Annotated in this window: 20 protein-coding genes and 1 pseudogene; 8 read left to right on the plus strand and 13 right to left on the minus strand. The window is 31.8% G+C overall.

Going from position 1 to position 22,934, the window contains the following annotated elements; all coding sequences use genetic code 11:
• Both BP92_RS0111275 and aroC read left to right on the plus strand, forming a co-directional pair.
• On the plus strand, window positions 1-326 hold a 326-nt coding region (locus BP92_RS0111275), incomplete at its 5' end, for a transposase (protein ID WP_026725113.1).
• Between the two features lie 301 nt (window positions 327-627).
• Window positions 628-1,689 carry a chorismate synthase gene (gene aroC / locus BP92_RS0111280; protein WP_026726162.1) on the plus strand — a complete coding sequence of 354 codons (1,062 nt, stop codon included), beginning with the start codon at window positions 628-630 and terminating at the stop codon, window positions 1,687-1,689.
• A gap of 231 nt (window positions 1,690-1,920) precedes the next feature.
• Here aroC and BP92_RS0111290 read toward each other — a convergent pair whose 3' ends face one another.
• Both BP92_RS0111290 and BP92_RS0111295 read right to left on the minus strand, forming a co-directional pair.
• Complete coding sequence (locus BP92_RS0111290) at window positions 1,921-2,343, minus strand: thiol-disulfide oxidoreductase DCC family protein (RefSeq protein ID WP_084329738.1); 423 nt, start codon at window positions 2,341-2,343, stop codon at window positions 1,921-1,923.
• Between the two features lie 165 nt (window positions 2,344-2,508).
• Window positions 2,509-4,677 carry an endonuclease MutS2 gene (locus BP92_RS0111295; RefSeq protein WP_026726164.1) on the minus strand — a complete coding sequence of 723 codons (2,169 nt, stop codon included), beginning with the start codon at window positions 4,675-4,677 and terminating at the stop codon, window positions 2,509-2,511.
• 83 nt (window positions 4,678-4,760) lie between these two features.
• Here BP92_RS0111295 and ung point away from each other — a divergent pair, with 83 nt between their 5' ends.
• Window positions 4,761-5,426 (plus strand): uracil-DNA glycosylase, encoded by a 666-nt coding sequence (gene ung / locus BP92_RS0111300; RefSeq protein ID WP_026726165.1) that lies wholly within the window; start codon window positions 4,761-4,763, stop codon window positions 5,424-5,426.
• Window positions 5,427-5,471: 45 nt separating this feature from the next.
• On the opposite strand, the gene BP92_RS16190 is transcribed toward ung, so the two are convergent.
• The 10 genes and pseudogenes from BP92_RS16190 to BP92_RS0111350 all read right to left on the minus strand — a co-directional run bounded on the left by BP92_RS16190 (window position 5,472) and on the right by BP92_RS0111350 (window position 12,665).
• Window positions 5,472-6,215 (minus strand): DUF3667 domain-containing protein, encoded by a 744-nt coding sequence (locus tag BP92_RS16190; RefSeq protein ID WP_051604458.1) that lies wholly within the window; start codon window positions 6,213-6,215, stop codon window positions 5,472-5,474.
• Window positions 6,216-6,225: 10 nt separating this feature from the next.
• On the minus strand, window positions 6,226-6,759 hold the full coding sequence (locus tag BP92_RS0111310) for a hypothetical protein (RefSeq protein WP_026726166.1): 534 nt from the start codon (window positions 6,757-6,759) through the stop codon (window positions 6,226-6,228).
• 11 nt (window positions 6,760-6,770) lie between these two features.
• Complete coding sequence (locus BP92_RS0111315; protein ID WP_026726167.1) at window positions 6,771-7,364, minus strand: hypothetical protein; 594 nt, start codon at window positions 7,362-7,364, stop codon at window positions 6,771-6,773.
• A 38-nt stretch (window positions 7,365-7,402) separates the two neighbouring features.
• Entirely contained in the window at window positions 7,403-8,332 is a 930-nt protein-coding gene (locus BP92_RS0111320) for a transglutaminase domain-containing protein (protein ID WP_051604459.1), read from the minus strand.
• Window positions 8,333-8,359: 27 nt separating this feature from the next.
• Window positions 8,360-9,205 (minus strand): substrate-binding domain-containing protein, encoded by an 846-nt coding sequence (locus BP92_RS0111325; protein ID WP_026726169.1) that lies wholly within the window; start codon window positions 9,203-9,205, stop codon window positions 8,360-8,362.
• Complete coding sequence (locus BP92_RS0111330; RefSeq protein ID WP_026726170.1) at window positions 9,202-9,756, minus strand: GNAT family N-acetyltransferase; 555 nt, start codon at window positions 9,754-9,756, stop codon at window positions 9,202-9,204. Before BP92_RS0111330 ends, BP92_RS0111325 begins: the two co-directional genes overlap by 4 nt.
• 91 nt (window positions 9,757-9,847) lie before the next feature.
• The gene (locus tag BP92_RS0111335) at window positions 9,848-10,714 is read right to left on the minus strand and encodes a nucleoside phosphorylase (RefSeq protein WP_026726171.1); all 867 of its coding nucleotides are present in this window, start codon (window positions 10,712-10,714) and stop codon (window positions 9,848-9,850) included.
• Between the two features lie 52 nt (window positions 10,715-10,766).
• Complete coding sequence (locus BP92_RS0111340; RefSeq protein WP_026726172.1) at window positions 10,767-11,099, minus strand: translation initiation factor; 333 nt, start codon at window positions 11,097-11,099, stop codon at window positions 10,767-10,769.
• A 45-nt stretch (window positions 11,100-11,144) separates the two neighbouring features.
• Window positions 11,145-11,543 (minus strand): annotated as a pseudogene (locus BP92_RS16195) (GxxExxY protein).
• A 168-nt stretch (window positions 11,544-11,711) separates the two neighbouring features.
• Entirely contained in the window at window positions 11,712-12,665 is a 954-nt protein-coding gene (locus tag BP92_RS0111350) for an isopenicillin N synthase family dioxygenase (protein ID WP_026726173.1), read from the minus strand.
• A gap of 337 nt (window positions 12,666-13,002) precedes the next feature.
• Here BP92_RS0111350 and BP92_RS0111360 point away from each other — a divergent pair, with 337 nt between their 5' ends.
• Window positions 13,003-14,979, plus strand: coding sequence for an alpha-ketoacid dehydrogenase subunit alpha/beta (locus tag BP92_RS0111360; RefSeq protein WP_026726174.1), 1,977 nt, complete (start codon window positions 13,003-13,005; stop codon window positions 14,977-14,979).
• A gap of 618 nt (window positions 14,980-15,597) precedes the next feature.
• Here BP92_RS0111360 and BP92_RS0111365 read toward each other — a convergent pair.
• Window positions 15,598-16,632, minus strand: coding sequence for a helix-turn-helix transcriptional regulator (locus tag BP92_RS0111365; RefSeq protein WP_026726175.1), 1,035 nt, complete (start codon window positions 16,630-16,632; stop codon window positions 15,598-15,600).
• Window positions 16,633-17,044: 412 nt separating this feature from the next.
• On the opposite strand from BP92_RS0111365, the gene BP92_RS16200 reads away from it, so the two are divergent.
• From BP92_RS16200 to BP92_RS0111385, 4 genes are all read left to right on the plus strand, one after another.
• A complete protein-coding gene (locus BP92_RS16200; protein WP_051604460.1) occupies window positions 17,045-17,512 on the plus strand; it encodes a phosphatase domain-containing protein in 468 nt (155 codons plus the stop codon).
• Between the two features lie 68 nt (window positions 17,513-17,580).
• Window positions 17,581-18,327, plus strand: coding sequence for a nucleotidyltransferase domain-containing protein (locus BP92_RS0111375; protein WP_026726176.1), 747 nt, complete (start codon window positions 17,581-17,583; stop codon window positions 18,325-18,327).
• 11 nt (window positions 18,328-18,338) lie between these two features.
• The gene (locus BP92_RS0111380; protein WP_026726177.1) at window positions 18,339-21,854 is read left to right on the plus strand and encodes an SIR2 family protein; all 3,516 of its coding nucleotides are present in this window, start codon (window positions 18,339-18,341) and stop codon (window positions 21,852-21,854) included.
• Window positions 21,855-21,856: 2 nt separating this feature from the next.
• Window positions 21,857-22,921, plus strand: a complete 1,065-nt coding sequence (locus tag BP92_RS0111385; RefSeq protein ID WP_026726178.1) for a nucleotidyltransferase domain-containing protein — start codon at window positions 21,857-21,859, stop codon at window positions 22,919-22,921.
• Window positions 22,922-22,934: the final 13 nt, after the last annotated feature.

The following is a 22,934-nucleotide window of genomic DNA, read 5'->3' on the forward strand; positions in this document are numbered from 1 at the left end:
TGCTACTTGGAGACCGAGGATATCTGTCTGATAGTATACAACTCGATTTATTCCAATCAGCAAATATTAAATTGGAAACGCCAAAAAGAATGAATCAAGTGAATTATAAACCACAGCCGTATGTTTTCAGAAAAGCAAGAAAAAGAATTGAAACTTTATTCTCGCAACTGTGTGACCAATTTTTAATTAGAAGAAATTATGCTAAAACTTTTGAGGGATTTAAAACTCGAATTCTAGCCAAAATAACAGCATTAACTCTAGTTCAATATATCAATAAATTTATCTTTGATAGACCAATAAATAAAATCAAAAATCAATTAATTTAATTTCACCCAACGGGTTTCTTCATATAAAATGTTTTTTACAAATATAGCTAATTTTTTACAAATTCTATACCAAATTAGTTTGATTCAACTAAATAATCTATTTTTTTGGACTTTGTGATTTTAAGACTTAGAGATATCATAATGTGATTTTACTGAAGAACAATTAGATAATTACGATTTCAATATTTTATATCATAAGAATAAGTAATCCAAAATTTAGAATCCTATTTTATAACTACAATTTTTAAATTATCATTACATTTGTTAATCAATAAAAATTAAATTCAGATTAATATAAGTTATGGCGGGAAATACTTTTGGAAAATTATTAAAACTAACCACTTTTGGCGAATCTCATGGAGAGGCTTTAGGTGGAATTTTAGATGGATGTCCTGCTGGTTTAACATTAGATTTTGATTTTATTCAAGCTGAAATGCAACGAAGAAAACCAGGTCAATCTTCTATTGTTACCCAAAGAAAAGAAGAAGATGAAGTACAATTTTTATCTGGAATTTTCGAAGGCAAAACGACAGGAACTTCAATAGGTTTTATTATTCCAAATACCAATCAAAAGTCAGATGATTATTCGCATATAAAAGACTCGTACCGACCAAGTCATGCCGATTATGTATACGAACAAAAATATGGTATTCGTGATTATCGTGGTGGAGGAAGAAGTTCGGCTCGCGAAACAGCAAGCAGAGTAGTAGGTGGTGCCATTGCAAAGCAAATTATTGCTAAAATTAAAATAAACGCTTTTGTTTCATCTGTAGGCGAAATTTTCATTGATAAACCTTATCAAGATTTAGATTTTTCAAAAATTGAAAGCAATGAGGTTCGTTGTCCAGATGCTGTTTCTGCTGAAAAAATGATTGCCTATATTAAAGAAATTAAAAAACAAGGCGATACTGTGGGCGGAACTATAACATGTGTAATTCAAAATATACCAATTGGTTTAGGCGAACCTGTTTTTGATAAATTACATGCCGAATTAGGAAAAGCGATGTTGTCTATAAATGCGGTAAAAGGCTTTGAATTTGGAAGCGGATTTTGTGGTGCTAAAATGAAAGGAAGCGAACACAACGATTCATACAATCCAGACGGAACTACTAAAAGTAATCTTTCAGGAGGAATTCAAGGTGGAATTTCAAATGGAATGGATATTTACTTTCGAGTTGCTTTTAAACCTGTTGCAACATTAATTCAAAAACAAGAAGTATTAACCAATCAAGGTGAAATTATTGAACAACAAGGAAAAGGGCGTCACGATCCATGTGTGGTACCAAGAGCCGTTCCTATTGTGGAAGCTATGGCTGCTTTAGTTATTGCCGATTATTTTTTACAAAATAAAATTTATTCATAACGAAAAACGACCAAATTATTGGTCGTTTTTTTTCTTTCTATCACTATTCATCATTAGCATTACTGCGCCTACTAAGCCAAGACATACAAGCGCAAAAACAATAATCATGATGAAAGTTCCGTTGCTATGCGAATAAAGTGGTAATAATAAATTTGTCATAGTTACAAAGGTTAGAATTTAAGCAAAGATATAATTTAACAATTGTTTATTACCTGATAATTATCATGTAACTTATTCTAAAAACTTAGCTCTTAATTCGGGGGTTGGAATCATACAAGCGTCTTTTTTACCATACCATTTGTATCGATTTTTTGCTACATAATCGTAAACGAAATCTCTTAATCCTGTTGGTAATATCGTAAAAACAGTTGCTAAAGTAAAAATACCACTCAATCCTTTTGCAATTTGCAAAGCAGCTGTTGATTTGTAATAATAGGAAATTCCAGGTTCATACAACACGATATTATCCGTATGAATAGGATTAATTCCAATATGTTTTAAAATTTTTTGGCCCAATTCTGATTGAAGCGAAACAAACCGAAAAACATCTTTTTTATCATGCTTAATAACATATTGAACGGATGAGTTGCAAAGGTTGCAAACACCATCAAATAATATTATCTTTTTATCTTGTGGTAAGTCTTGTATTTCCATATATCAATATCAAGTTCAAATTCAATGTCAAGTTCAAATTTTAACGCAAAGTGAAAAAGTTTTTCGCAAAGAGCGCTAAATGATTTAATGATTAAAGTGAAACGTCTCTGTGTAGCTCTAGTTAACACAAAATTAATCAAAAAACTCTGTGATACTCTTTGTAAATTAAGCCGGTTGCACGTATTCCAATTGGTCTAAATTTACTTTTGAAGTGAAAATTCCATAGTTCACAGTTGCTTTTGATTTTTCGATAGCATCAATAGTTCCAATGGCTTTTCCGTCTTTCATTCGAACTCGGTCACCAACTTTTAGTACAACTTTAGGTTTGTTTTCTTCTTCAATTTTGGCTTTGATTTTCTTTTCTTTTTTAACTACTCGAATTTCCTCTACCTTGACTTTTACTTCTTCTTCTACTTTTTTCTGGATAACTTCTTTTACTTTCTTTTCTTTAACCGAAAGTTTTCTACGTTTTGAATTTTCGATTTCAACCATTTTCAAAAACTCACCAATTAAAGTTTTTTTGTCTTTGTTATTGAAGTAACTTTCCGAAATATCATCAATTTTCTGACCAATGTAAATCAAACGTTGGTTAGCATCGTACAATTCTTGATAACGCTCTAATTTCTCTTGAATTTTCGCATTGATGGTTTCCATTTTTTTGCTTTCTTCACGCGCTTTCGTTTCTTCTTCTTTTAATGTTAAAGACGTTTTTTCTAATTTAGAGCGTTCTTTTTGAAGAGTTGCAATGGTTTTGTCGAAACGAACTTTTCCGCCTTCAATTTTCTTTTTAGCACGATTGATTAATCCGTACGGAATACCATTTTTTTGTGCTACTTCAAAAGTAAACGAACTTCCGGCTTGACCTAAAATCAATTTGTACATAGGTTCTAATGATTTTTCATCGAACATCATGTTAGCATTCGACGCGTAAGGCAATTCATTAGCTAATATTTTTAAATTGCTGTAATGTGTAGTTATAATTCCGAAAGCTTCACGAGCATAGAATTCTTCCAAGAAAGTTTCTGCTAAAGCACCACCTAATTCAGGATCAGAACCGGTTCCAAATTCATCAATTAAGAACAAGGTTTTAGCGTTACATTTCTTTAAAAAGTAGTTCATGTTCTTCAATCGGTAACTGTACGTACTTAAATGATTTTCAATAGATTGATTATCACCAATATCCGTTAAAATTCTATCGAATAAAAACGTTTCACTACGTTCGTGAACCGGAATTAATATCCCACTTTGCAACATCAATTGCAGTAATCCTACCGTTTTTAATGAAATCGTTTTTCCTCCAGCATTTGGACCTGAAATCACAATAATGCGACTTTCATTATGTAATTCGATAGTTTGTGGATAGGTAACGGCTTTCTTTTCCTTGTTGTTCAAATATAAAATAGGATGGAAGGCTTCTCTGAAAAACAAACGTTTCTCTTCGATAATGTTCGGAAGAATTCCATTGATTTTATAGGCATATTTCGCTTTTGCGGCAATCACATCAATATCACTTAAAAAGTCTTGATAAGCAGCAATAGTTTCGGTAAACGGACGAATTTCATTGGTTAAACGTTTTAAAATACGCATGATTTCTTCACGCTCTTCGTATTCCAAATTATTTAACTCACGCGAGTATCGTTGCGCTGCTTCGGGTTCGATGTAAGCGATGCTTCCTGTTTTAGAACTTCCTAAAATCGAACCTTTTACTTTTCTGCGATACATCGCTAAAACCGCTAAAACTCGGCGATTTTCAACCACAGTTTCTTTAATGTCATCTAAATAACCAAGTGAATTATATTGGCTCAAAGCCATTCCAAAACTTTGGTTAATTTTTCCTCGAACTACATTAATATTTCGACGAATATCTACTAAATCTGGAGAAGCATTATCTTTTATGATTCCAAACTTATCTACCACTTCGTCGATACGTTGGATAATCAATTTTACAATGTCAATTTGAGAAGCTTTTTGGTATAAATTGGGATAGTAATCTTCGAACTTCTTTAAAAATTGAATCAACGTAATCGCCGTTTCAGAAAGGTTGGCAATTTTTTTAAAGCTGCCTACTTCTAGGAAACTATCTTCGATAGCTAAGAATTTTAGTTCGTAGTTGATGTTCTCAAATCCGTGATTCGGAATGGCGTTATTGTTGGAAAACGAAGATAAATATTCAGAAGTTTGCTTTAAGTTAATAAGCAATTCTTCTTTGTTTTTGAACGGCGTTATCGCCATGGCTTTTGCCTCACCAATATCGGTGTTGCAGCGACCAGCGATGGTTTCTAAAACCGTGTTAAATTCTAAATCTTGTAGCGTTTTTTCTGTAATCGAAATCATTTTTCTTTTTCTGTTAGGTCAAAGTTACAAAGTAATAAATCCATATTGCAACAGAAATTTATATTTTTGGTAAAAATTATAAAATGTTTATCAAAAATCAGAGTTGGAAAACCTTATTAGCGCCTGAATTTCAGAAACCGTATTTTGTAGAATTGATACAACAAGTGGAACAAGAATACGCCACAACGACTTGTTTTCCGCCAAAAGAATTGATTTTTTCTGCTTTTGAGCAATTTGATTTTCAAGATACGAAAGTGGTGATTATTGGACAAGATCCTTATCATGGAACAGGTGAGGCGAATGGTTTGTGCTTTTCGGTAAATGATGGAGTTGCTATTCCGCCTTCGTTGAAAAATATTTTTACAGAAATTAATTCGGAGTACGATAGAATTCTTTTTCCAACATCGGGTAATTTAGAGCGTTGGGCAAAGCAAGGTGTTTTGTTATTAAACGCAGGTTTAACGGTAAGAAAAGACGAAGCCAACAGCCACAAACATTTGAAATGGAACGTTTTTACCGATGCCGTAATTGATGTGATAAATCAAAAATCAGAAAATGTGGTGTTTTTATTATGGGGCAGTTTTGCTCAGAAAAAAGGGAAACTTATCGATAGAGAAAAACATTTAGTTTTAGAAAGCGGCCATCCGTCACCTTTAAGCGCTAACAGAGGCATGTGGTTTGGAAATAATCATTTTAAATTGACGAATGCGTATTTGAGAGAGAAAGGGAAGAGTGAGATTCATTGGTAAGAAATAAATATTCAAAATAATCTCAACTTTAAAATAGTTAATAAATTACCCCACATGAATATCAAAAATTAAAACACTCAACAATAATAAAATAAAGAAAATTGTTAAAAACAATAAATAGCTGTAGAGTGAATATAAAAAGGATTTAATTCTTGATAAATTATTAAAAAAAGTGATGTAGCTCCAAAAAATCAAAACGATATCCAATAACATTAAAATATTTACAAATAACTTGTTGTAATTGGTTTCTGTAAAATGTTTAGTAATTGGAAATATAGCAATTCTAAGGATTAAACGTTGGGAAGCCATATAAGTATTCAAAACAATATGCTCTATAAAATTATATCCTTGTTTTCTAAAAACTATATAAGAAGCTATTGAAAACATTGGAATAGATAATAATATTATCCAATAATAATGATGTGAAATCCATTCGTTTAAGCTTTCATATTCCACACTTTGAATTTCTGAAACTGCTTTTTTGTCTAAAATACTGAAATGAAATAAATGGCGTAAAACACCATATAAAGTAGCTAAAATAATTACTAAAGAAATAGGCTTGAAATGTTTTACTCGTTTTCCTTCAATAAATTCTCTTATAGAATCTCCAGGTCGAGTAAATAATTCTTTAGCCGTGAATAAAACTCCTTTATCAAAATGAAAAAAAGCGTGTTGTATGTCATGCAAAATAAAATGTAGATTTAATTTATGTGTATCAGCCGATTGTCCACAATTGTTACAAAAGTTTCCCGCGTAAATTTGATTGCAATTTTTACAAGTAACTTCCATTTAGATAAATTTAATTCACTGTAAACTCTAAAATATTATTTGTAGCTCCAACTGTAGTAGTATTAATTATTACGGTTACTACATCTTGAGAATCTAAAGAAACTATTCTTGGTTCAACTAGAACTTTATATTGTCCTGGAGCTAGGGTAATATCAGTATCATATTCGTAAGTAGTATCTAAAGCATCTAATTGTTGAATACCTGAAATATAGCTTCCTACGAAATTATCTCCTTTTGTAGCGGTAATAGTAGTTGGAATATAGTTTTCCCAAGTTCCTGAAGCGTTTCTTTTTTGCATTGAATAATTAAAAAAGAATGCTCTTGAAGTTGTTGTTAAAAACAAATCTAGAGGAGCATCAGAACCATAATTTAGAATTCTGTCAAAGTTGCAACTAACATTTAAAACATTGCCAGAAGCACTGACTTCGATTTTATTGTTAACAGTAACCGCTTTTGTTGCAAAAAATTCATCATCACTTTCGGTACAACCTGTAAATAATAACGTGATGATAGCTATAGTTAGATAGTGTATGTATTTTTTCATTGTATTTTATTTTAAAAACGATAACCTAAGTTAAGACCTAAACGAGATACAGTTGAAGGGCTATCACTATTGAATAAATTTTTTCCAATTCCTACTGTTAAATCGATAACAAAACTCTCTTTAAAGTATAACTTGTATCCAACGGCTGCTCCTAAAGCAATATCGTTGTAATCTTTTTTAGTTACCACAACATAATCAGCCGTACCATTATTTAATGTTTTTAGCTCTTTATATTGACCTCCATTTATATTTGAGAAAGCTTCTAAGTAGTACAAATTTGTAGCACTTTTAGACATCGCATAGCGAACATAAGGAATTACTTGATATTCAATCATCGTTCGAGTATCATCTTTAAGAAAGTCTTCTTTTTTATTTGATTTGTTAAAAGCCAATCCCGTAATACCAACTGAAAAATCTTTATTTAGAAATCGTTCATAAGATATTCCTAATCTTCCATTACCAATTAAGTTTAATACATCTACTTTTATTTCGTTTTTTTTGGAAAATATAGGAGATGTAATTGTGTCAGTAGCTTTGCTCTCATAGGATTGAGCGAAAGTACTTAACGACAGAAACAGTCCCAATAAACAGCTAATTCTTTTCATGTGTAAGGTTAATATTTTTGTAAATATAGAAAATTTTATCAATTAAAAGTCAGCTCACCAAGAATTTCTTCGCTCATAAATTTACCACCAGGATAGGTTGCGGTGTAGTCTAAATTTAACCAAATTTGACCTCTTTCATCAATATGATAATGAATTTGTTGGTGGTGACTTTCTTGTTTAAAAAGCACCTCTTTAATCAAGTAAATGGCGGTTTCTAAATCGTTCTTATTGCCAATCAACATTTCAGGATATAAATGACCTCCAGTATGAATAATTCTAGGTGTTCCGCCAATTGCTTTAATACAGGCTGCCATCAAAATAGCGTGGTCATCACAGTCACCCGAAAAGTGTTGCAAACTTTCAGAGGCATATGCAATATATTCTCTTCCTTTTGGATCGTTTACGTAATTCCAACGGTTTCTAATTTCTTTAAAAACAGCAAAACATTGAATCATTCTTCTGGTTTCACCCGTTTGTTTGATTTCTCGGAAATGTTGTGTGGTTGCGAATAAAGCAAAATTTCGAACTTTTGGATTAGAGAAATCAACCGCATTGATAATTTTCGATTTGTTTGGAAAGGGGAGCAATTTGGCTACAATAATGTCTTGCGGATTTGGTGTTTCGCTCATAGAATATACCATATAACGATAATCTTCAAAAACCCGATTAAAACCATAATTCCCGAACAAAGTGCCGTACAACAAAGCAATTAAGTATAGGAAAACAATCAGAATAATGATGGTTTTTACCAATCGAAGAACAAGTTGAATGGCTACAAGAATAAGGATGAATATGATAATTCTATCCAAATGCAGTGACCATTCTAAATCGATTAAATTTTGATGTGCAATTAAAAAAAGTGGAATAGCAATTAAGATATTCAACAAAAAAATGACAACACTATCCCACGGCTTCGGTAAAGAAAGCTTTTCTTTGAGTTCGGCGATAGTTGGGATTTTAATTGTCATTTCGTTTAAAACGATAAAAATACGGAATTATTTAAGTATCGACTCTTTTGGTAGTTTTTTATCGATAATTTGAAGCTTCAAAAGTTGTTCCATTATTTTATCTAGAGTTGGAGCTGTCATTTGTTTTTGCGACCAACGTGTTAATTTTAACCATTCTTGAATCGCTTCTACATTTTGATTGTATTTAGAAGCTAAGGTTCTGTCAATACTCGGAATCATTTTGAATTCTTCTGTTGTGGTATTGATGATGTCTAAAATTTGGTCGATTACTTTTGGATGATTTTCCAAAACTTCATTTCTAACCGCGATTACAAAACAAGGCCAAGGAGTAGGGCAATCCGCAATTCTTCTGAAAATTCCTTTATCTACTAATGGTTGCGTCATAAAACGCTCCCACATGAAGTAATCTGCTTTTCCTGAAGTTAAGCTTTCAACCGCGCCATCAATGGTGTTTACGATTTCAAATTGCAAGTTTTCAGTGTTCCAATTTTGATTTTGCGCATTCACAATACTCATCAAATGTGAACCAGAACCCATGCGAGAAATCGCTACTTTTTTATGTTCTAAATCCGAAAGTGTTTTATAATTAGAATTAGCAGCCAAATGAATTCCCCAAATTAATGGACTTTGCACATAAACTTGCACAATCTTACTCGGATTTCCAGCAGCGATGTCTTTGATGATGCCTTCAGTAAGAATTACAGCAATATCAGTTTCACCATCGCGCAACATTTGACACATTTTTCCTGTCCCTTCCGGAACATCGGTCCATTGTAAATCGATTCCAACGGCTTCAAATTCACCATCTTCGATACTCATGTGCCAAGGTAAGTTAAAATGTTCTGGAACTCCAGCTATTTTGATTGTTTTCATAATTCTAAATTCTGATTTCTAAACTCTAATTTCTTTAACTGCCACCATTTCCAAGTTACGCCATTTTCATCAGGATAATCTTCCATAAAATGGAAACCTACTTTTTGCAACACATGATTAGAAGCACCGTTTTGGGCATGGGTGTAAGCATTCATTTCTTGAATATTCATTTGGTTAAAGCCATAGTCTAGCCAAGCGTTTGAAGCTTCCGTAGCGAAACCTTTGTTCCAAAATTTTTCATTTAAACGATAGCCGTAATCATAGAAATTAGTGTTTCCGTTTTCTACATGATCGTTTACGAATTTAATTCCTGTCCAACCTATAAGTTCATTCGTATCTTTTGTGATAGCAACAAAACGTCCGATTCCATTATCCATGTATTGCTGTCTAACCATATCAATGTAAGCATGAACTTCATCAATATTTACAACGGGTTTTTGCCATAGATATTTGTGAACATTAGGATTGCAATCCATTTCAAATAGAGCATTTGCATCTTCGTGACGCATTTCTCTTAGGATTAATCTGGGTGTTTCTAGAATTAAATTCATTTTATAATTTCATCATTCAAAATTCGTTATTCGATATTCAACGTTTAAACTTGAAATAGTCAATTTTGAACAACGAATATTGAAGTTTTAACTACTCTGCTAACTTATTTAAAGTATATTCAATTAATTCATCTACAGCTTTGTAAGGGTCTTCACTGAAAGTTCCAGTTGCACGATTAGCAATGATGGCATTTAACGATAAACAGTTGTGACCTAATAGTTTTCCTAAACCATAAATTGCTCCAGTTTCCATTTCTAAATTCGTCATTCGTGTTCCGTTGAAATTGAAACTATCCATTTTAGAATTTAATTCTGGATCTTGAATTCCTAAACGTACTACACGACCTTGTGGACCGTAAAATCCACCTGCTGTTCCTGTGAATCCTTTGAAGATTTTATCGCTTTCTAAACGTTTTTCTAAGGTTTTACTTCCTGCAATTACATACGGACGGCCTTTTCTCATATCCCAATTGGTTTGAGCGATAAACGCTTCTTCCATTTCGGTTTCCGAAATCTCATCAATTAAATAGGAGCGAAGCATGTTATCCAAACCTAAACCATATTGACTCATTACAAAACTATCACAAGGAATATCGGCTTGTAAAGAACCCGAAGTTCCGATACGAACAATGTTTAAAGAAGTCAATTCTTTTTTAACGGTTCTAGTTTCTAAATCTACGTTTACCAAAGCGTCTAATTCGTTCATTACGATATCGATGTTATCTGGACCAATTCCAGAAGACATAACGGTAATTCTTTTGCCTTTATACGTTCCAGTTTGCGTTTTAAATTCGCGTTTTTGAGTCGTAAACTCAATGGAGTCAAAGTGTTTTGTAATTTTCTCAACACGGTTTTGATCCCCAACGAAGATAATATCGTTAGCGATTTGTCCAGGTTTTAAATTGATGTGATATACACTTCCGTCTGGATTTAATATTAATTCTGATGCTGCAATCATTTTATGTTTATAAGTTTATGAGTTTAAAAGTTTAAAAGTGTTTGGTGCTTTCTTAACCTCCAACTCGTTTTGTTTTGAATCCTTTATCTTGTAATATTTTCATGATTTTATCACGATAATCACCTTGAATGATGATTTCTCCATCTTTAAACGTGCCACCAACTGCTAATTTGCTTTTGATTTCCTTCGCTAAGATTTTAAAATCTTCGTCTTCACCTTCATATCCTGAAATAATCGTGGTAGGTTTTCCTTTGCGCTTCTCATATTTACAAATCATAGGTTCTTTTTGAACGAATAATTCGTGAGGTGTATCCTCGATAGCTTCTGGTTCGTTAGAAACTTCGTGGTTAGGAAATAGTTTTTTTAGTTGTTCTTGTAAGTCCATATTTTAGCACGCGGATAAAACGGATTCGCTAAAGCGAAGCGCGAATTAAAACTGATTTTTTCTATTCTTTCTTTTGTTTTCGTAAATTTTTCTTCTGAATTCAGGTTTTTTTCCAAAATTTAATAGTAAACCAATTTCGCAATCAGTTCCTTTTAAGTAATTGAGCAATTGATTTTCAAACTCTTCAACAATATAATCGGCAGCTTTTAATTCTAATACGATTGTGTCGTTTACAATTACATCAGCATAATAGTCACCTACGTTTTACCCTTTGTAAAAAACTTTAATTTTTTTATTCGGAGTTGCTTCAAGTCCTTTTTTTCTTAACTCAATCAATAAGGCATTTTGATAAACTTTTTCAAGAAAACCAAAGCCTAATTCATTGTAAACTTCGTAAAAAGTCTTTAAAATTAACGATGTTAAATCTTGATGTAATAAGTGCATATATTCTTTTTTTATGGTTTATATCTGTTTTAATCTGCGTTTTACGAAGTAAATCCGTTTCATCCGCGTGCTAATATGGCGTGTATGTATTTTCAATCTTTAAACAAAAAACCAAACCCCAATGTTACTTGGAATTTGGAATTTTATTTATTTGGAATGTGATTTCCTTTATTTCTTAATCAATCCTAATTCAACCAAACGTTCATGTAAGAATTCACCAGCGGTGATGTCTTCATATAATTTTGGATTGTTTTCATCGATACATTCTGGTAAGCAATTTAAACTCATATCGCTTACAGGGTGCATGAAGAAAGGAATTGAATAGCGAGATGAACCCCATAATTCTCTTGGTGGATTTACCACTTGGTGAATCGTTGATTTCAACTTGTTGTTGGTGTGTCTTGATAACATATCACCTACGTTAATCATCAACTCGTCTGGTTGTGCCATGGCATCAATCCATTCTCCGTTGTGATTTTGTACTTGTAATCCTTTTCCTTGAGCTCCCATTAATAAGGTAATCAAGTTAATGTCACCATGAGCTGCTGCACGAACGGCTCCATCTTTAGGCTCGTCAGTAATAGGTGGGTAGTGGATTGGACGTAAAATACTGTTTCCGTCTTTGATGTATTTATCAAAGTAGAATTCGTCTAATCCGATGTAAAGTGCTAAAGCTCTTAACACATAAACACCAGTTTTTTCTAACATTTGGTACGCTTCTTTACCTACTTCATTGAATTTAGGTAATTCTGTTACTTCCACGTTATCTGGATATTCGCCAGCGTACTTTGAACCTTCGCTAACGTATTGTCCAAAATGCCAAAACTCTTTCAAATCTCCAGCAGAGCGACCTTTTGCATGTTCTTTACCAAAAGAAACATAACCACGTTGTCCGCCAATGCCTGGAATTTCGTATTTAGCTTTGATTTCTAAAGGAAGTGAAAAGAAGTTTCTCACTTCTGAATACAATCCCTCTACTAATTTGTCATCTAAAAAATGACCTTTTAATGCTACGAAGCCGATTTCTTCGTAGGCTTTTCCGATTTCATTTACAAATTTTTGTTTACGTGCCGGATCATCCGACAGGAAATCACGTAAGTCAACACTAGGAATTTGTTGCATACTTAAGCTTTGTTGTTAATAAATCATTTGGGTTATAACCCAAGTAAATACAAATATAATTAAATATTTTAAATTCAAAAAAGTAAAGTTATTAACAATTGGGTTAAAGTAAAAAGGAAAAAGGGAAAAGTAAAAAGGGATAAGGGAATAGTGGAAATATAGCTTGAACTGGTTTTACAAAACTTGAAATTAATTCTTAGTGCTCTTTACGTTAAAATTTGAACTTGAATTTGAACTTGCTCTTGACTTTGATTTTTTAACTTTCTTTTTTTATAACAATTCGCTTTCAAAATGTTATTTTTATTACTTTTGAGCAAAATTTAATTGTTCCATCATCATGAACTTTGAAAGAAAAGATTTATCGAATTCGCAACTACTTGATTTATACAAGAAAATCTTAAAACCGCGTTTGATTGAAGAGAAAATGTTGATTCTAATCCGTCAAGGAAAAGTATCGAAATGGTTCTCTGGAATTGGGCAAGAAGCTATTTCTGTGGGGATAACTTCTGTTTTGGATAAAGATGAATATATTTTACCAATGCACCGTAATTTAGGAGTATTTACAACTCGTGATATTCCTTTACACCGCTTATTTTCGCAATGGCAGGGAAAGAAAAACGGATTTACAAAAGGACGCGACAGAAGTTTCCACTTTGGAACGCAAGAATATAAAATTATTGGTATGATTTCGCATTTAGGTCCTCAATTAGGAATTGCAGACGGAATTGCTTTAGCCAATAAACTAAGAAAGAACGGAAAAGTAACCGCTGTATTTACAGGTGAAGGTGCAACTTCAGAAGGCGATTTTCACGAAGCGTTGAATATTGCTGCTGTTTGGGAATTACCTGTTTTATTTGTGATTGAAAATAACGGTTACGGATTATCAACTCCAACCAATGAGCAATACCGTTGCGAAAACCTTGCTGATAAAGGGGTTGGTTACGGAATGGAAAGCCACATTGTAGATGGAAATAACTTATTAGAAGTAGTGCATTTGATTTCGGAATTAAAAGCTTCTATGGTTGAAAATCCGCGTCCAGTGTTGTTAGAGTTCAAAACGTTTAGAATGCGTGGACATGAAGAGGCGAGTGGTACGAAGTATGTTCCGCAAGAATTAATGGACATGTGGGCAGTGAAAGACCCAGTTGAAAATTATAGAAATTACTTAAAAGCTACGGCAGTTTTATCAGATGAAGATGATGAGGCTATCAGAGCTGAAATTAAGAAAGAAATTGATAGGGATTGGGCAAAAGTTCAAGAAGAGCCAGAAATTGTAGCTTCTTTGGAAGAAGAATTAGGAGATGTTTACAAACCGTACGAATTTGAAGCATTCAATCCATCTTCTGAAGTAGAAAATATTCGTGTGATTGATGCGATTTCGAATGGTTTACGTCAGTCGATGGAACGCCATGAGAATTTGGTAATCATGGGACAAGATATCGCCGAATATGGTGGTGCTTTCAAAATTACGGACGGATTTGTAGCGCAATTTGGAAAAGAAAGAGTTAGAAATACACCAATCTGTGAAAGCGCTGTAGTTTCAGCGGCTAACGGATTATCCATAAACGGATTTAAAGCGGTAATGGAAATGCAATTTGCGGATTTCGTTTCAACCGGATTTAACCCAATCGTAAACTTATTAGCAAAGCAACATTACAGATGGCAAGAAAAGTCGGATGTGGTGGTGCGTATGCCTTGCGGTGGTGGTACTCAAGCAGGACCTTTCCACTCACAAACTAACGAAGCTTGGTTTACCAAAACTCCAGGATTGAAAGTAGTGTATCCAGCATTTCCTTATGACGCAAAAGGTTTATTGAATACCGCAATTAACGATCCAAATCCAGTATTATTCTTCGAACACAAGCAATTGTACAGAAGTGTGTATCAAGATGTGCCAAAAGATTATTACACATTACCTTTCGGAAAAGCTTCGTTAATTAAAGAAGGAACAGATGTTACGATTATTTCATTTGGAGCAGGCGTTCATTGGGCTTTAGAAACTTTGGCTAAAAATCCAGAAATCAAAGCAGACTTATTAGATTTAAGAACTTTACAACCAATGGATTGGGATGCAATTTACGCTTCAGTTAAGAAAACTAATAAAGTAATCATTTTACAAGAAGATACTTTGTTTGGTGGTGTAGCAAGCGATATTTCTGCTATGATTATGGAAAACTGTTTCGAATACTTAGACGCTCCAGTAAGAAGAGTAGGAAGTTTAGAATCAGCGATTCCATTCATGAAGACGTTGGAAGATCAATATTTACCAAAAGGTAGATTTGAAACAGAATTAAAAGAGCTTTTGGCTTATTAATTCATTCATCATAAATTATTAAAAGACACTTTCGGGTGTCTTTTTTTTGGTTCTATAGTTCTCGATACAATTTTTAAAAGCAAAAATTAGCATTTTTCCTTTCAAAAATTACTCGAAATGACGACTGAGAGGTTTCGTTTATATAGTTTTTAAGCTCTTAGCTTAACGTTTTTTAATTCCATATTTCCTCTACCGTCACTTCGAGTGTTTTGGATTTGGAAAGCCTTAGATTTACAAAACCAAAATGTATCGAGAACTAATGAAAAAAATTCTCTTTGCATACACTATCCATACTGTATCTATACTGTATCTATACTGTATCCATACTTCTGGCATACACTAACCATACTTAACGCATACACTCCTCATACACTCGGCATACTTAAACTGATAAAAATTAAAGGGTTGAATAGAACGATTTGATAGCTTTTGACGGGTTTTGACGGGTTTTGACAGGTTTTGACACCTTTTGTTGCCAAATGAAGGGTGCAACCTCAAATTATAGGGGTTTTGTTCGTAGTTTGTTCGTATGTTGTTCCTATGCGCTTCGTAAAAAGGGGTGCTTATACGAACAACATAGGAACAAAGGTAGAAGGAAATACAAAAAGATATTAAAGTTTAGCTAATTTGAATATTTGTGTTTTCATCATAGCGTTTTAATGATTTCTCTAAAATACTTTTCATTCGTAATCGCAAACGTTCGGGTTTTAGGACTTCTAAGCCGTCTCCGAAGCCTAAAAGAATGCGTTCCATTTCGTAGTTTTCAATTAGAAATAGGTTGATGATAATACTTCCGTCTTCGTTTTCTTTTAGCAATCGTTGGGAGCGATGAAGCGGTTTGGTTAAAACATAAGGTGCATTGTATTGGTCTATCCAAAGTTGAATGGGTTTAGGTTGTAAACCTGAATTTACAGTTACGCCAATTACATTTTTATAATATTTTTCAGCATCGAAAGATTGCTCCAAAAAGGGCATTTGAAAATCGTAATCAATCTTAATGATTCGATCTAATGCTAAATTTGTGATGGGTTGACTAGCTTTTTTTCGCCCAATAATAAACCAACGATTGTTGAATTCTTTCAGGATAAAGGGATGAAAATGAAATTGTTGTTCTTCTTTGGATTTGAATGACTTATAAGTGATTACTAAAACTATTTTTTTAACTATGGCTTGATAGATTTCGTCCAAAAAATGCAAGCCTTTTAAACTCTCGTTTTTATCCAAATGAATAACGGGTTGGGTGTGTGATTTCTCGGCATAAATTTTATCTTCTAATCGTTGGAGAATATCTGAAACATCGTTGAAAAGCGAAAAATCTTTGAATTGCTTCAACATGGAAACCGTTTCACTTAGGACATTAATATCCGTTTCGGTTAAAGGAATATCGGTTATGGAGAAATCTTCATCGGCATAATGGTAATACTTTTTATCATAGACTTCAATGGGCGCATTGTAACCCAACTTTTCGCTACGCATCATCTGAATATCTAATTGAATGGTGCGTTTGCTTACGGGGTTTTCCTTGCCTTCGTATTCGTATAAAGCTTCGCTACAAGCGTTCATTAAATCTTCTAATGTCCATTGACGGTAGTTGTTTTGCAAACATTTGTCGATGGTTTTGTAGCGGATGAGAGCGTTTTTATTTTGAGCCATTTTTTTTGTTTCAGGTTTCAGGTTTTTGGCACGCGGATGAAACGGGTCTGCCTAGGCGGAGCGCTGATGGTGACGGATTTTTTTTTCGAACACAGATTTAATAAATTTTAAAAAACTTTATAATCTTTTATGAACTTTAATCAGCATAATCTAAACTTTGTTTATCCTTATATGACTTATATGTTTAAAAATTTAAGTTTCAGGTTTTTGGCACGCGGATGAAACGGGTCCGCCTAGGCAGAGCGCTAATGATGACGGATTTTTTTTGAACACAGATTGAATAAATTTTAAAAATTTTTATAATGTTTTATGAACTTTAATCGTCAGAATTTACTCAAAAATACAATTCTTTTTTTAGTACGCAAAATAATTGCGTAGTTCTAAAACTATATTTGTGTCAAAGAAATAAATCATGAAAAAACGAATCATAAAAGACGAACCAAAATACACCCAACAAAATACTGATTTGCCAAAAGCGATTATCTGTGATTTGGATGGAACATTAGCGCTGATGAATGGACGAAACCCTTTTGATGCAGCACGTTGTGAACATGACACGCTAAATGAACCTGTTGGAAATCTGTTGCGAAACTATAAAAAGTTAGGCTATCAAATCCTTTTGGTTTCGGGAAGAGAAGAGCAGTTTAAACCGCAAACCTTGTTGTTTTTGGAAAAACATGCCATTGCTTTTGATGCACTCATCATGCGAAAAACGAAAGACTTTAGAAAAGATGCCATCATTAAAACCGAGATTTATAACGAACAAATAAAAGACAACTATTTCATAGAATTTGTGTTAGACGACCGCAACCAAGTAGTAGATATGTGGCGAAAAGAACTAGGATTACCTTGTTTTCAAGTTTTTTATGGAGATTTTTAATTCGATAAAATTCTTACAAAAACTAAAGATAAAACGATTTTTTTATTACATTTGATAAGTACCTAATTATGAACGATAAAATACAAAACAAACTCAAACAAATCGAACTCGAAAAAGGAGTTGAGATCTTGTATGCAGTAGAATCAGGGAGTAGAGCATGGGGATTTGCGTCGCCGGATAGCGATTATGACATCCGTTTTATCTACAAGCATGATTTGGATTATTATTTGTCGTTGTGGGAGCAAACCGATGTAATTGAGTTCATGACCGAAGACGATTTAGACGGCAGTGGTTGGGATTTACGGAAAACCGTAAAATTATTAGCTAAAAGTAACGCACCTTTGCTAGAATGGATTTATTCGCCAGTGGTGTATTATGAAAATGAAGCGTTTATGAACCAAATGCGCGCGTTAGCAAAAGACTGTTTTTCGCCAGTGGCTTGTTTGCACCATTATTTGGGAACAACCAAGAATTTTATGGACGTTTGTGAGCAAGAAGAAGTAAAACTGAAAAGCTATTTTTATGCTTTACGCACGGCATTAGCTGGAAAATGGATAATAGAAAACAACACTTTCCCACCAGTAGCTTTTTTGGAATTGTTGCCTATTGCACCACAAAACATACAAGAAAAAGTAAAAGAATTAATGCAAATAAAAGCCAACCAAGACGAAAGCTACTTGCACCCAAAAGAAGAACTAATTACGACTTTTTTGCAAGAAACGGTGCAATTTAATATGGAAAATGCTGTAGGGTTAAGAAGTGGGAAGAAGATGAGTGAGGAATTGGATGGGGTTTTTAGTAAAATTATTAAATAACGATTACAAATATGAAATTAGAGAACATTATTAAAAACAACAAATTAATATTATTTGCTGGTTCTGGTTTGTCAAGAAATTTTGGACTTCCTGATTGGAATAAAATGGTAATTGAAACTATTAAATTAATTGATAAACCTAACTTAAACCCATTTATAGAACTTCTTAAAAATGGTGATACTATGTCAGCTATTGATGTTTTGGAATTTTTAAAGAATGATGAAAAAGAGATACGTTCGTATATCAAAGAGAACTTTGCAATAGATTTAAATCAAGATTTTTCCTTGCATAAAAAATTATTAGAATTAACTAATAATAAAGTAATTACAACAAATTATGATAATGCTTTTGAGTTAGCTTCAAATAGTAAAATATTACCTACAAATCCAACTTCTAAGTATAATATAAATCAAGTAAATAAAGATGATAAGCCTTTTATTTTAAAACTTCACGGTAGTTATACTGAACCTGATAATTGTGTCGTTTTTAGAGATGATTATGAAAAGCTATATTTTGAAGAAAATGATCAAGCTGCTCCTGAAAAATTAAAATTTTTATTTTCAGAATATACTTTCTTATTTATGGGATTCAGTTTTAGTGATCCAGATATAAATATGATTTTTTCTAAATTAGATAAGGTATTTGGGGGATTTAATAAACATTTTATTATTACCTCTGAGCCTGAAAAATTTAAAGATTATAAATTTTTAGAACCAATCAAGATTGATAATTATTACGAAACTAATTTTATAATAGATGATTTATTAAAATTAAAGAACGATGTATTAACTGATTTACCTGTAAATTTACAAATCGATGAAACAGTTGAAAAAAAATCAATTTTAAAGAAAATAGCTTTTCTATCCCCTAATCCAATAGATATAGATTTAAACTCTGAAATTAAGAATGTAATAAACCATGTCAATGGCATTAATGCAGAGTTTTTAATGGGGACATTAAATAAAAAAACATTACATCAAATTGAAGATTATGATTTACTAATAATTGTATCAAAAGTTTATAAAGAAAAAATTTATGTAGAAGACGATAATTTAAAAAGTAATTTATTAAGTATTGAAGAAATATGTGATAATATACCTAACTATGATATACCAATATTATTAATCACAAATGAAAAGATTAATATTGATATTAATTATTCAATAATTAATATATCATGTTTTAAAAATGAAATTCTCAAAAGGTTCTTGTTTAAAATAAAAAGTAAAAAATTTGAATTTGATGATTTAAATATTAAGTCAAATAAATTAATATGGAAAGATATTGAGTTAGAAAAAGGAATTCCAACAAAATGTTCAATATATGGAAATAATAGAGATTTAGATATAGGCAAAAAATGTCTAGATGAGGTTATAGGAAGAGTAGAAGAGCAAATAAATATTACCAATAGACTTATAAGCATTAAGAGCACAAATAGAATTCTAAACATTAAAGCTTCAGGAGGATTAGGAAAAACCACATTAATAAAAAAAATAGCATATGAACTTTATAATAGGGGATATTATAAACAGGGTGTGAATTTTAAATCTTGTGAAAGTATCAAAGCGTATGACGATTTTGAAGAATTATTAATAGATGGTTTTAATTTAACTAATATAATTGATTTTAAAGAGTATTTAATTCAGAATTACAGTAATAACAAGATAGACTTATTAATTATTTTAGATAATTTTGAAACTGTTGTAAATAATTTGACTGAATTGGATTTTGATAAAGTTGTTGATATCTTAAAATTTTCTTCTGATTATGCCAATATTTCAATCACATCCAGAGAAAAAATATGTAATGATAATTTTGAGGATGTTTTTACACTTACCCCAATGATAACAGACGATGCAATTGTTTTATTTCAGAAATTTTATCCAAAAAAAATCATTGAAAAAGAAGAACTCAAAATATTAAGAAATGATATTTTAGAAGAATTATTAGATAGAAATCCGTTAGCAATAAAATTAGTAACTACTTCTCGAACACCATATAAACATATTTCTGAATTGAGAGATCAAATAAAAGAACATTTTTTTGAATGTATTAATGAAGAATATACTGATGTTTTTAAGAATAGCGCGGATTTAAATATTGAAAGAGCGAAATCAATTTTTCAATCAATTAATTACTCGTATTCAGGATTAACTCCAAAAGAGAAAATTGCATTTGAACTATTAAACTTATTTCCGGATGGAATAAGTTTAAATAATTTTAAAAAATGTTTTGAAAAAACTAAATCTTCAAACAATATCAGTGATACAGAATTAAGAAGATTAGAAAACAAATCTCTAATAGAGAATTATAATGGTACTCTTCAGTTACAGCCGATTATTAGACGATTTGCTGAATATCAATTTCAGAAAAGAAAGGAGTATAAAAATAAATATTGTTTAGATGCATTTAATTTTAATAGCTATTTATTTACAATAATTGAAGTTATTTTGATCAAAAAATCCGAATCTGAGGCATTAAAATCATTCAGTCATTATAAAAATAATTTCATAAAAGTTTTAGATTATGCATCAGATATTGAAATTAATAAAAATGATTTAGTAAATAAAAAACAAAAACTTTTAAAATATATCTATAATATAAGTGGTTATATAAATAATGTTAAGCAAATAAATGAATTTAGGACTAAAACATTAAAATTGATTGATTTTTTTGTAGAAATTAATGATGCAGAGAAAATAATTAATTCTATTAATCTAAGAAAGAGCTTTTACCATCAAGAGTTCGATAAATCTTATAAAGAGATGTCTAATTTATTTTCTGTTGATGAAATGGAAAAAAATTATTTGCAAAATAAAACTCCTAATGAATTTAATTGGCAAAGAGTTATTTCAAGTATTCATAGTATGGAGGGGTTTACATTAAGTTATATAAAATCATTAATTAAAAACGATCTTTATAAGTATAATTTATCATGCGATTTTTATTATTTGGGAATTCCTGATGCCCAATTGTCAAATGATATGTTTTATTATTTTGAAAGTAAACTTAGAAGTAATAATTTGGAAATTTATGAATTGGAAAAATATATAGATTCATTATTTATGGAGGAACATCTACAAATTATGCAGTGTACATATACTTTATCTAAATTAAAAAAAACAACATTCAAATCAATTAGAAAACTAGTTGTTACAAATCCTTATACAAAAGGATTGAAAGAATTGATGTTTGCCTTTAATTGCGATATAAATGAAGAAAAAAAGAAGCATTTTGAAGAAGCTTTGGATAATTTGTTTCACATAAAATACTTTTACTTAGAAGCTTTATATTATTACTGTTTATATCTAAAAGAAGTTCAGAGTGATGATTGTCAATCTAAAATTGCAGAAGGTTTAGAATTATCAAGAAAATTTAAGTATCAATATTTAGATTATCTTTTCACAAATATTGATAATTTAGATAAATCGGGTTATAATTTTAATTATGACTATTTTGAAATAGAAGGATTGGAAAAATTTGTGGATAAGAATATTGAAGAATGGGGTAAAAGAACAATTGATTAAACATGACCATCCAAGACCTCAAATCCCAAAACCTTATCCTCTTCGAAGTTATTTCGGGGAGTAAGTCGTTTGGGTTAAACACACCCACTTCTGATACGGATATTAAAGGCGTTTATTATTTGCCTAAAGCGCAGTTTTATGGGTTGCATTATATTCCGCAAATTAGTAATGAGACCAATGATGAAGTGTATTATGAGTTGGGTCGTTTTGTGGAGTTGCTGTTAAAAAATAATCCCAATATATTAGAAATATTAGCCTCGCCACAAGATTGTATTTTGTACAAACATCCGTTAATGGCCCGTTTGCAATTGCAAGATTTCTTATCAAAATTGTGCAAAGATAGTTTTGCTGGTTATGCCATGACACAAATTAAAAAAGCCCGTGGTTTAAATAAGAAAATCGTGAATCCATTACCCAAAGAGCGCAAGAGTTTATTAGATTTTTGTGCTATTTTAAAGGGTTATGATTCGGTTCCGTTATCTAAATGGTTAATGGAACAAAACCTTTTTCAGGAACAATGTGGCTTAATCAATGTTCCCAATGCCAAAGGAATTTATGCTGTGTTTTATGATTCCGATACAACTTTAGGTTATCGTGGCATCATTAAAAATGAATTGTCTAATGAAGTTTCGGTTTCTTCCATTCCAAAAGGAGCTGAACCTATTGGGTATTTGTCGTGCAATTTAGAAGGGTATTCCAAATATTGTAAAGAATATGCCGAATATTGGGATTGGATTGAAAAACGCAATGAAGAGCGTTACAATACCAACCAACAACACGGCAAAAATTATGACAGTAAAAACATGATGCATACCATACGATTGCTACAAACCGCTGAACAAATTTTAGCTACTGGAACATTGAATATTCGCGTTTCCAATCGTGACGAATTGTTAGCCATAAAAGCAGGCGAAATGGAATACGATGCGTTATTACAAAAAGCAGATGATTTGATTGCTTCGATTGAGCATTTATACACGACTTCAACTTTACCTGAAGCTCCAGATAGTGAAAAACTGATTGGTGTTTTGGTGGAAATGAGAGAGGAATTATACATGGAAAAATAATATTTTTTTAATA

The organism is Flavobacterium sasangense DSM 21067, from assembly GCF_000686885.1.
In the GTDB taxonomy this organism is placed as follows: Bacteria; Bacteroidota; Bacteroidia; order Flavobacteriales; family Flavobacteriaceae; genus Flavobacterium; species Flavobacterium sasangense.

What these genes read in the sequence shown, in the direction of transcription:
- aroC (WP_026726162.1), top strand. Translation starts at nt 628, where the DNA reads ATGGCGGGAAATACTTTTGGAAAATTATTAAAACTAACCACTTTTGGC.
- BP92_RS0111290 (WP_084329738.1), bottom strand. Translation starts at nt 2,343, where the DNA reads ATGGAAATACAAGACTTACCACAAGATAAAAAGATAATATTATTTGAT.
- BP92_RS0111295 (WP_026726164.1), bottom strand. Translation starts at nt 4,677, where the DNA reads ATGATTTCGATTACAGAAAAAACGCTACAAGATTTAGAATTTAACACG.
- ung (WP_026726165.1), top strand. Translation starts at nt 4,761, where the DNA reads ATGTTTATCAAAAATCAGAGTTGGAAAACCTTATTAGCGCCTGAATTT.
- BP92_RS16190 (WP_051604458.1), bottom strand. Translation starts at nt 6,215, where the DNA reads ATGGAAGTTACTTGTAAAAATTGCAATCAAATTTACGCGGGAAACTTT.
- BP92_RS0111310 (WP_026726166.1), bottom strand. Translation starts at nt 6,759, where the DNA reads ATGAAAAAATACATACACTATCTAACTATAGCTATCATCACGTTATTA.
- BP92_RS0111315 (WP_026726167.1), bottom strand. Translation starts at nt 7,364, where the DNA reads ATGAAAAGAATTAGCTGTTTATTGGGACTGTTTCTGTCGTTAAGTACT.
- BP92_RS0111320 (WP_051604459.1), bottom strand. Translation starts at nt 8,332, where the DNA reads ATGACAATTAAAATCCCAACTATCGCCGAACTCAAAGAAAAGCTTTCT.
- BP92_RS0111325 (WP_026726169.1), bottom strand. Translation starts at nt 9,205, where the DNA reads ATGAAAACAATCAAAATAGCTGGAGTTCCAGAACATTTTAACTTACCT.
- BP92_RS0111330 (WP_026726170.1), bottom strand. Translation starts at nt 9,756, where the DNA reads ATGAATTTAATTCTAGAAACACCCAGATTAATCCTAAGAGAAATGCGT.
- BP92_RS0111335 (WP_026726171.1), bottom strand. Translation starts at nt 10,714, where the DNA reads ATGATTGCAGCATCAGAATTAATATTAAATCCAGACGGAAGTGTATAT.
- BP92_RS0111340 (WP_026726172.1), bottom strand. Translation starts at nt 11,099, where the DNA reads ATGGACTTACAAGAACAACTAAAAAAACTATTTCCTAACCACGAAGTT.
- BP92_RS0111350 (WP_026726173.1), bottom strand. Translation starts at nt 12,665, where the DNA reads ATGCAACAAATTCCTAGTGTTGACTTACGTGATTTCCTGTCGGATGAT.
- BP92_RS0111360 (WP_026726174.1), top strand. Translation starts at nt 13,003, where the DNA reads ATGAACTTTGAAAGAAAAGATTTATCGAATTCGCAACTACTTGATTTA.
- BP92_RS0111365 (WP_026726175.1), bottom strand. Translation starts at nt 16,632, where the DNA reads ATGGCTCAAAATAAAAACGCTCTCATCCGCTACAAAACCATCGACAAA.
- BP92_RS16200 (WP_051604460.1), top strand. Translation starts at nt 17,045, where the DNA reads ATGAAAAAACGAATCATAAAAGACGAACCAAAATACACCCAACAAAAT.
- BP92_RS0111375 (WP_026726176.1), top strand. Translation starts at nt 17,581, where the DNA reads ATGAACGATAAAATACAAAACAAACTCAAACAAATCGAACTCGAAAAA.
- BP92_RS0111380 (WP_026726177.1), top strand. Translation starts at nt 18,339, where the DNA reads ATGAAATTAGAGAACATTATTAAAAACAACAAATTAATATTATTTGCT.
- BP92_RS0111385 (WP_026726178.1), top strand. Translation starts at nt 21,857, where the DNA reads ATGACCATCCAAGACCTCAAATCCCAAAACCTTATCCTCTTCGAAGTT.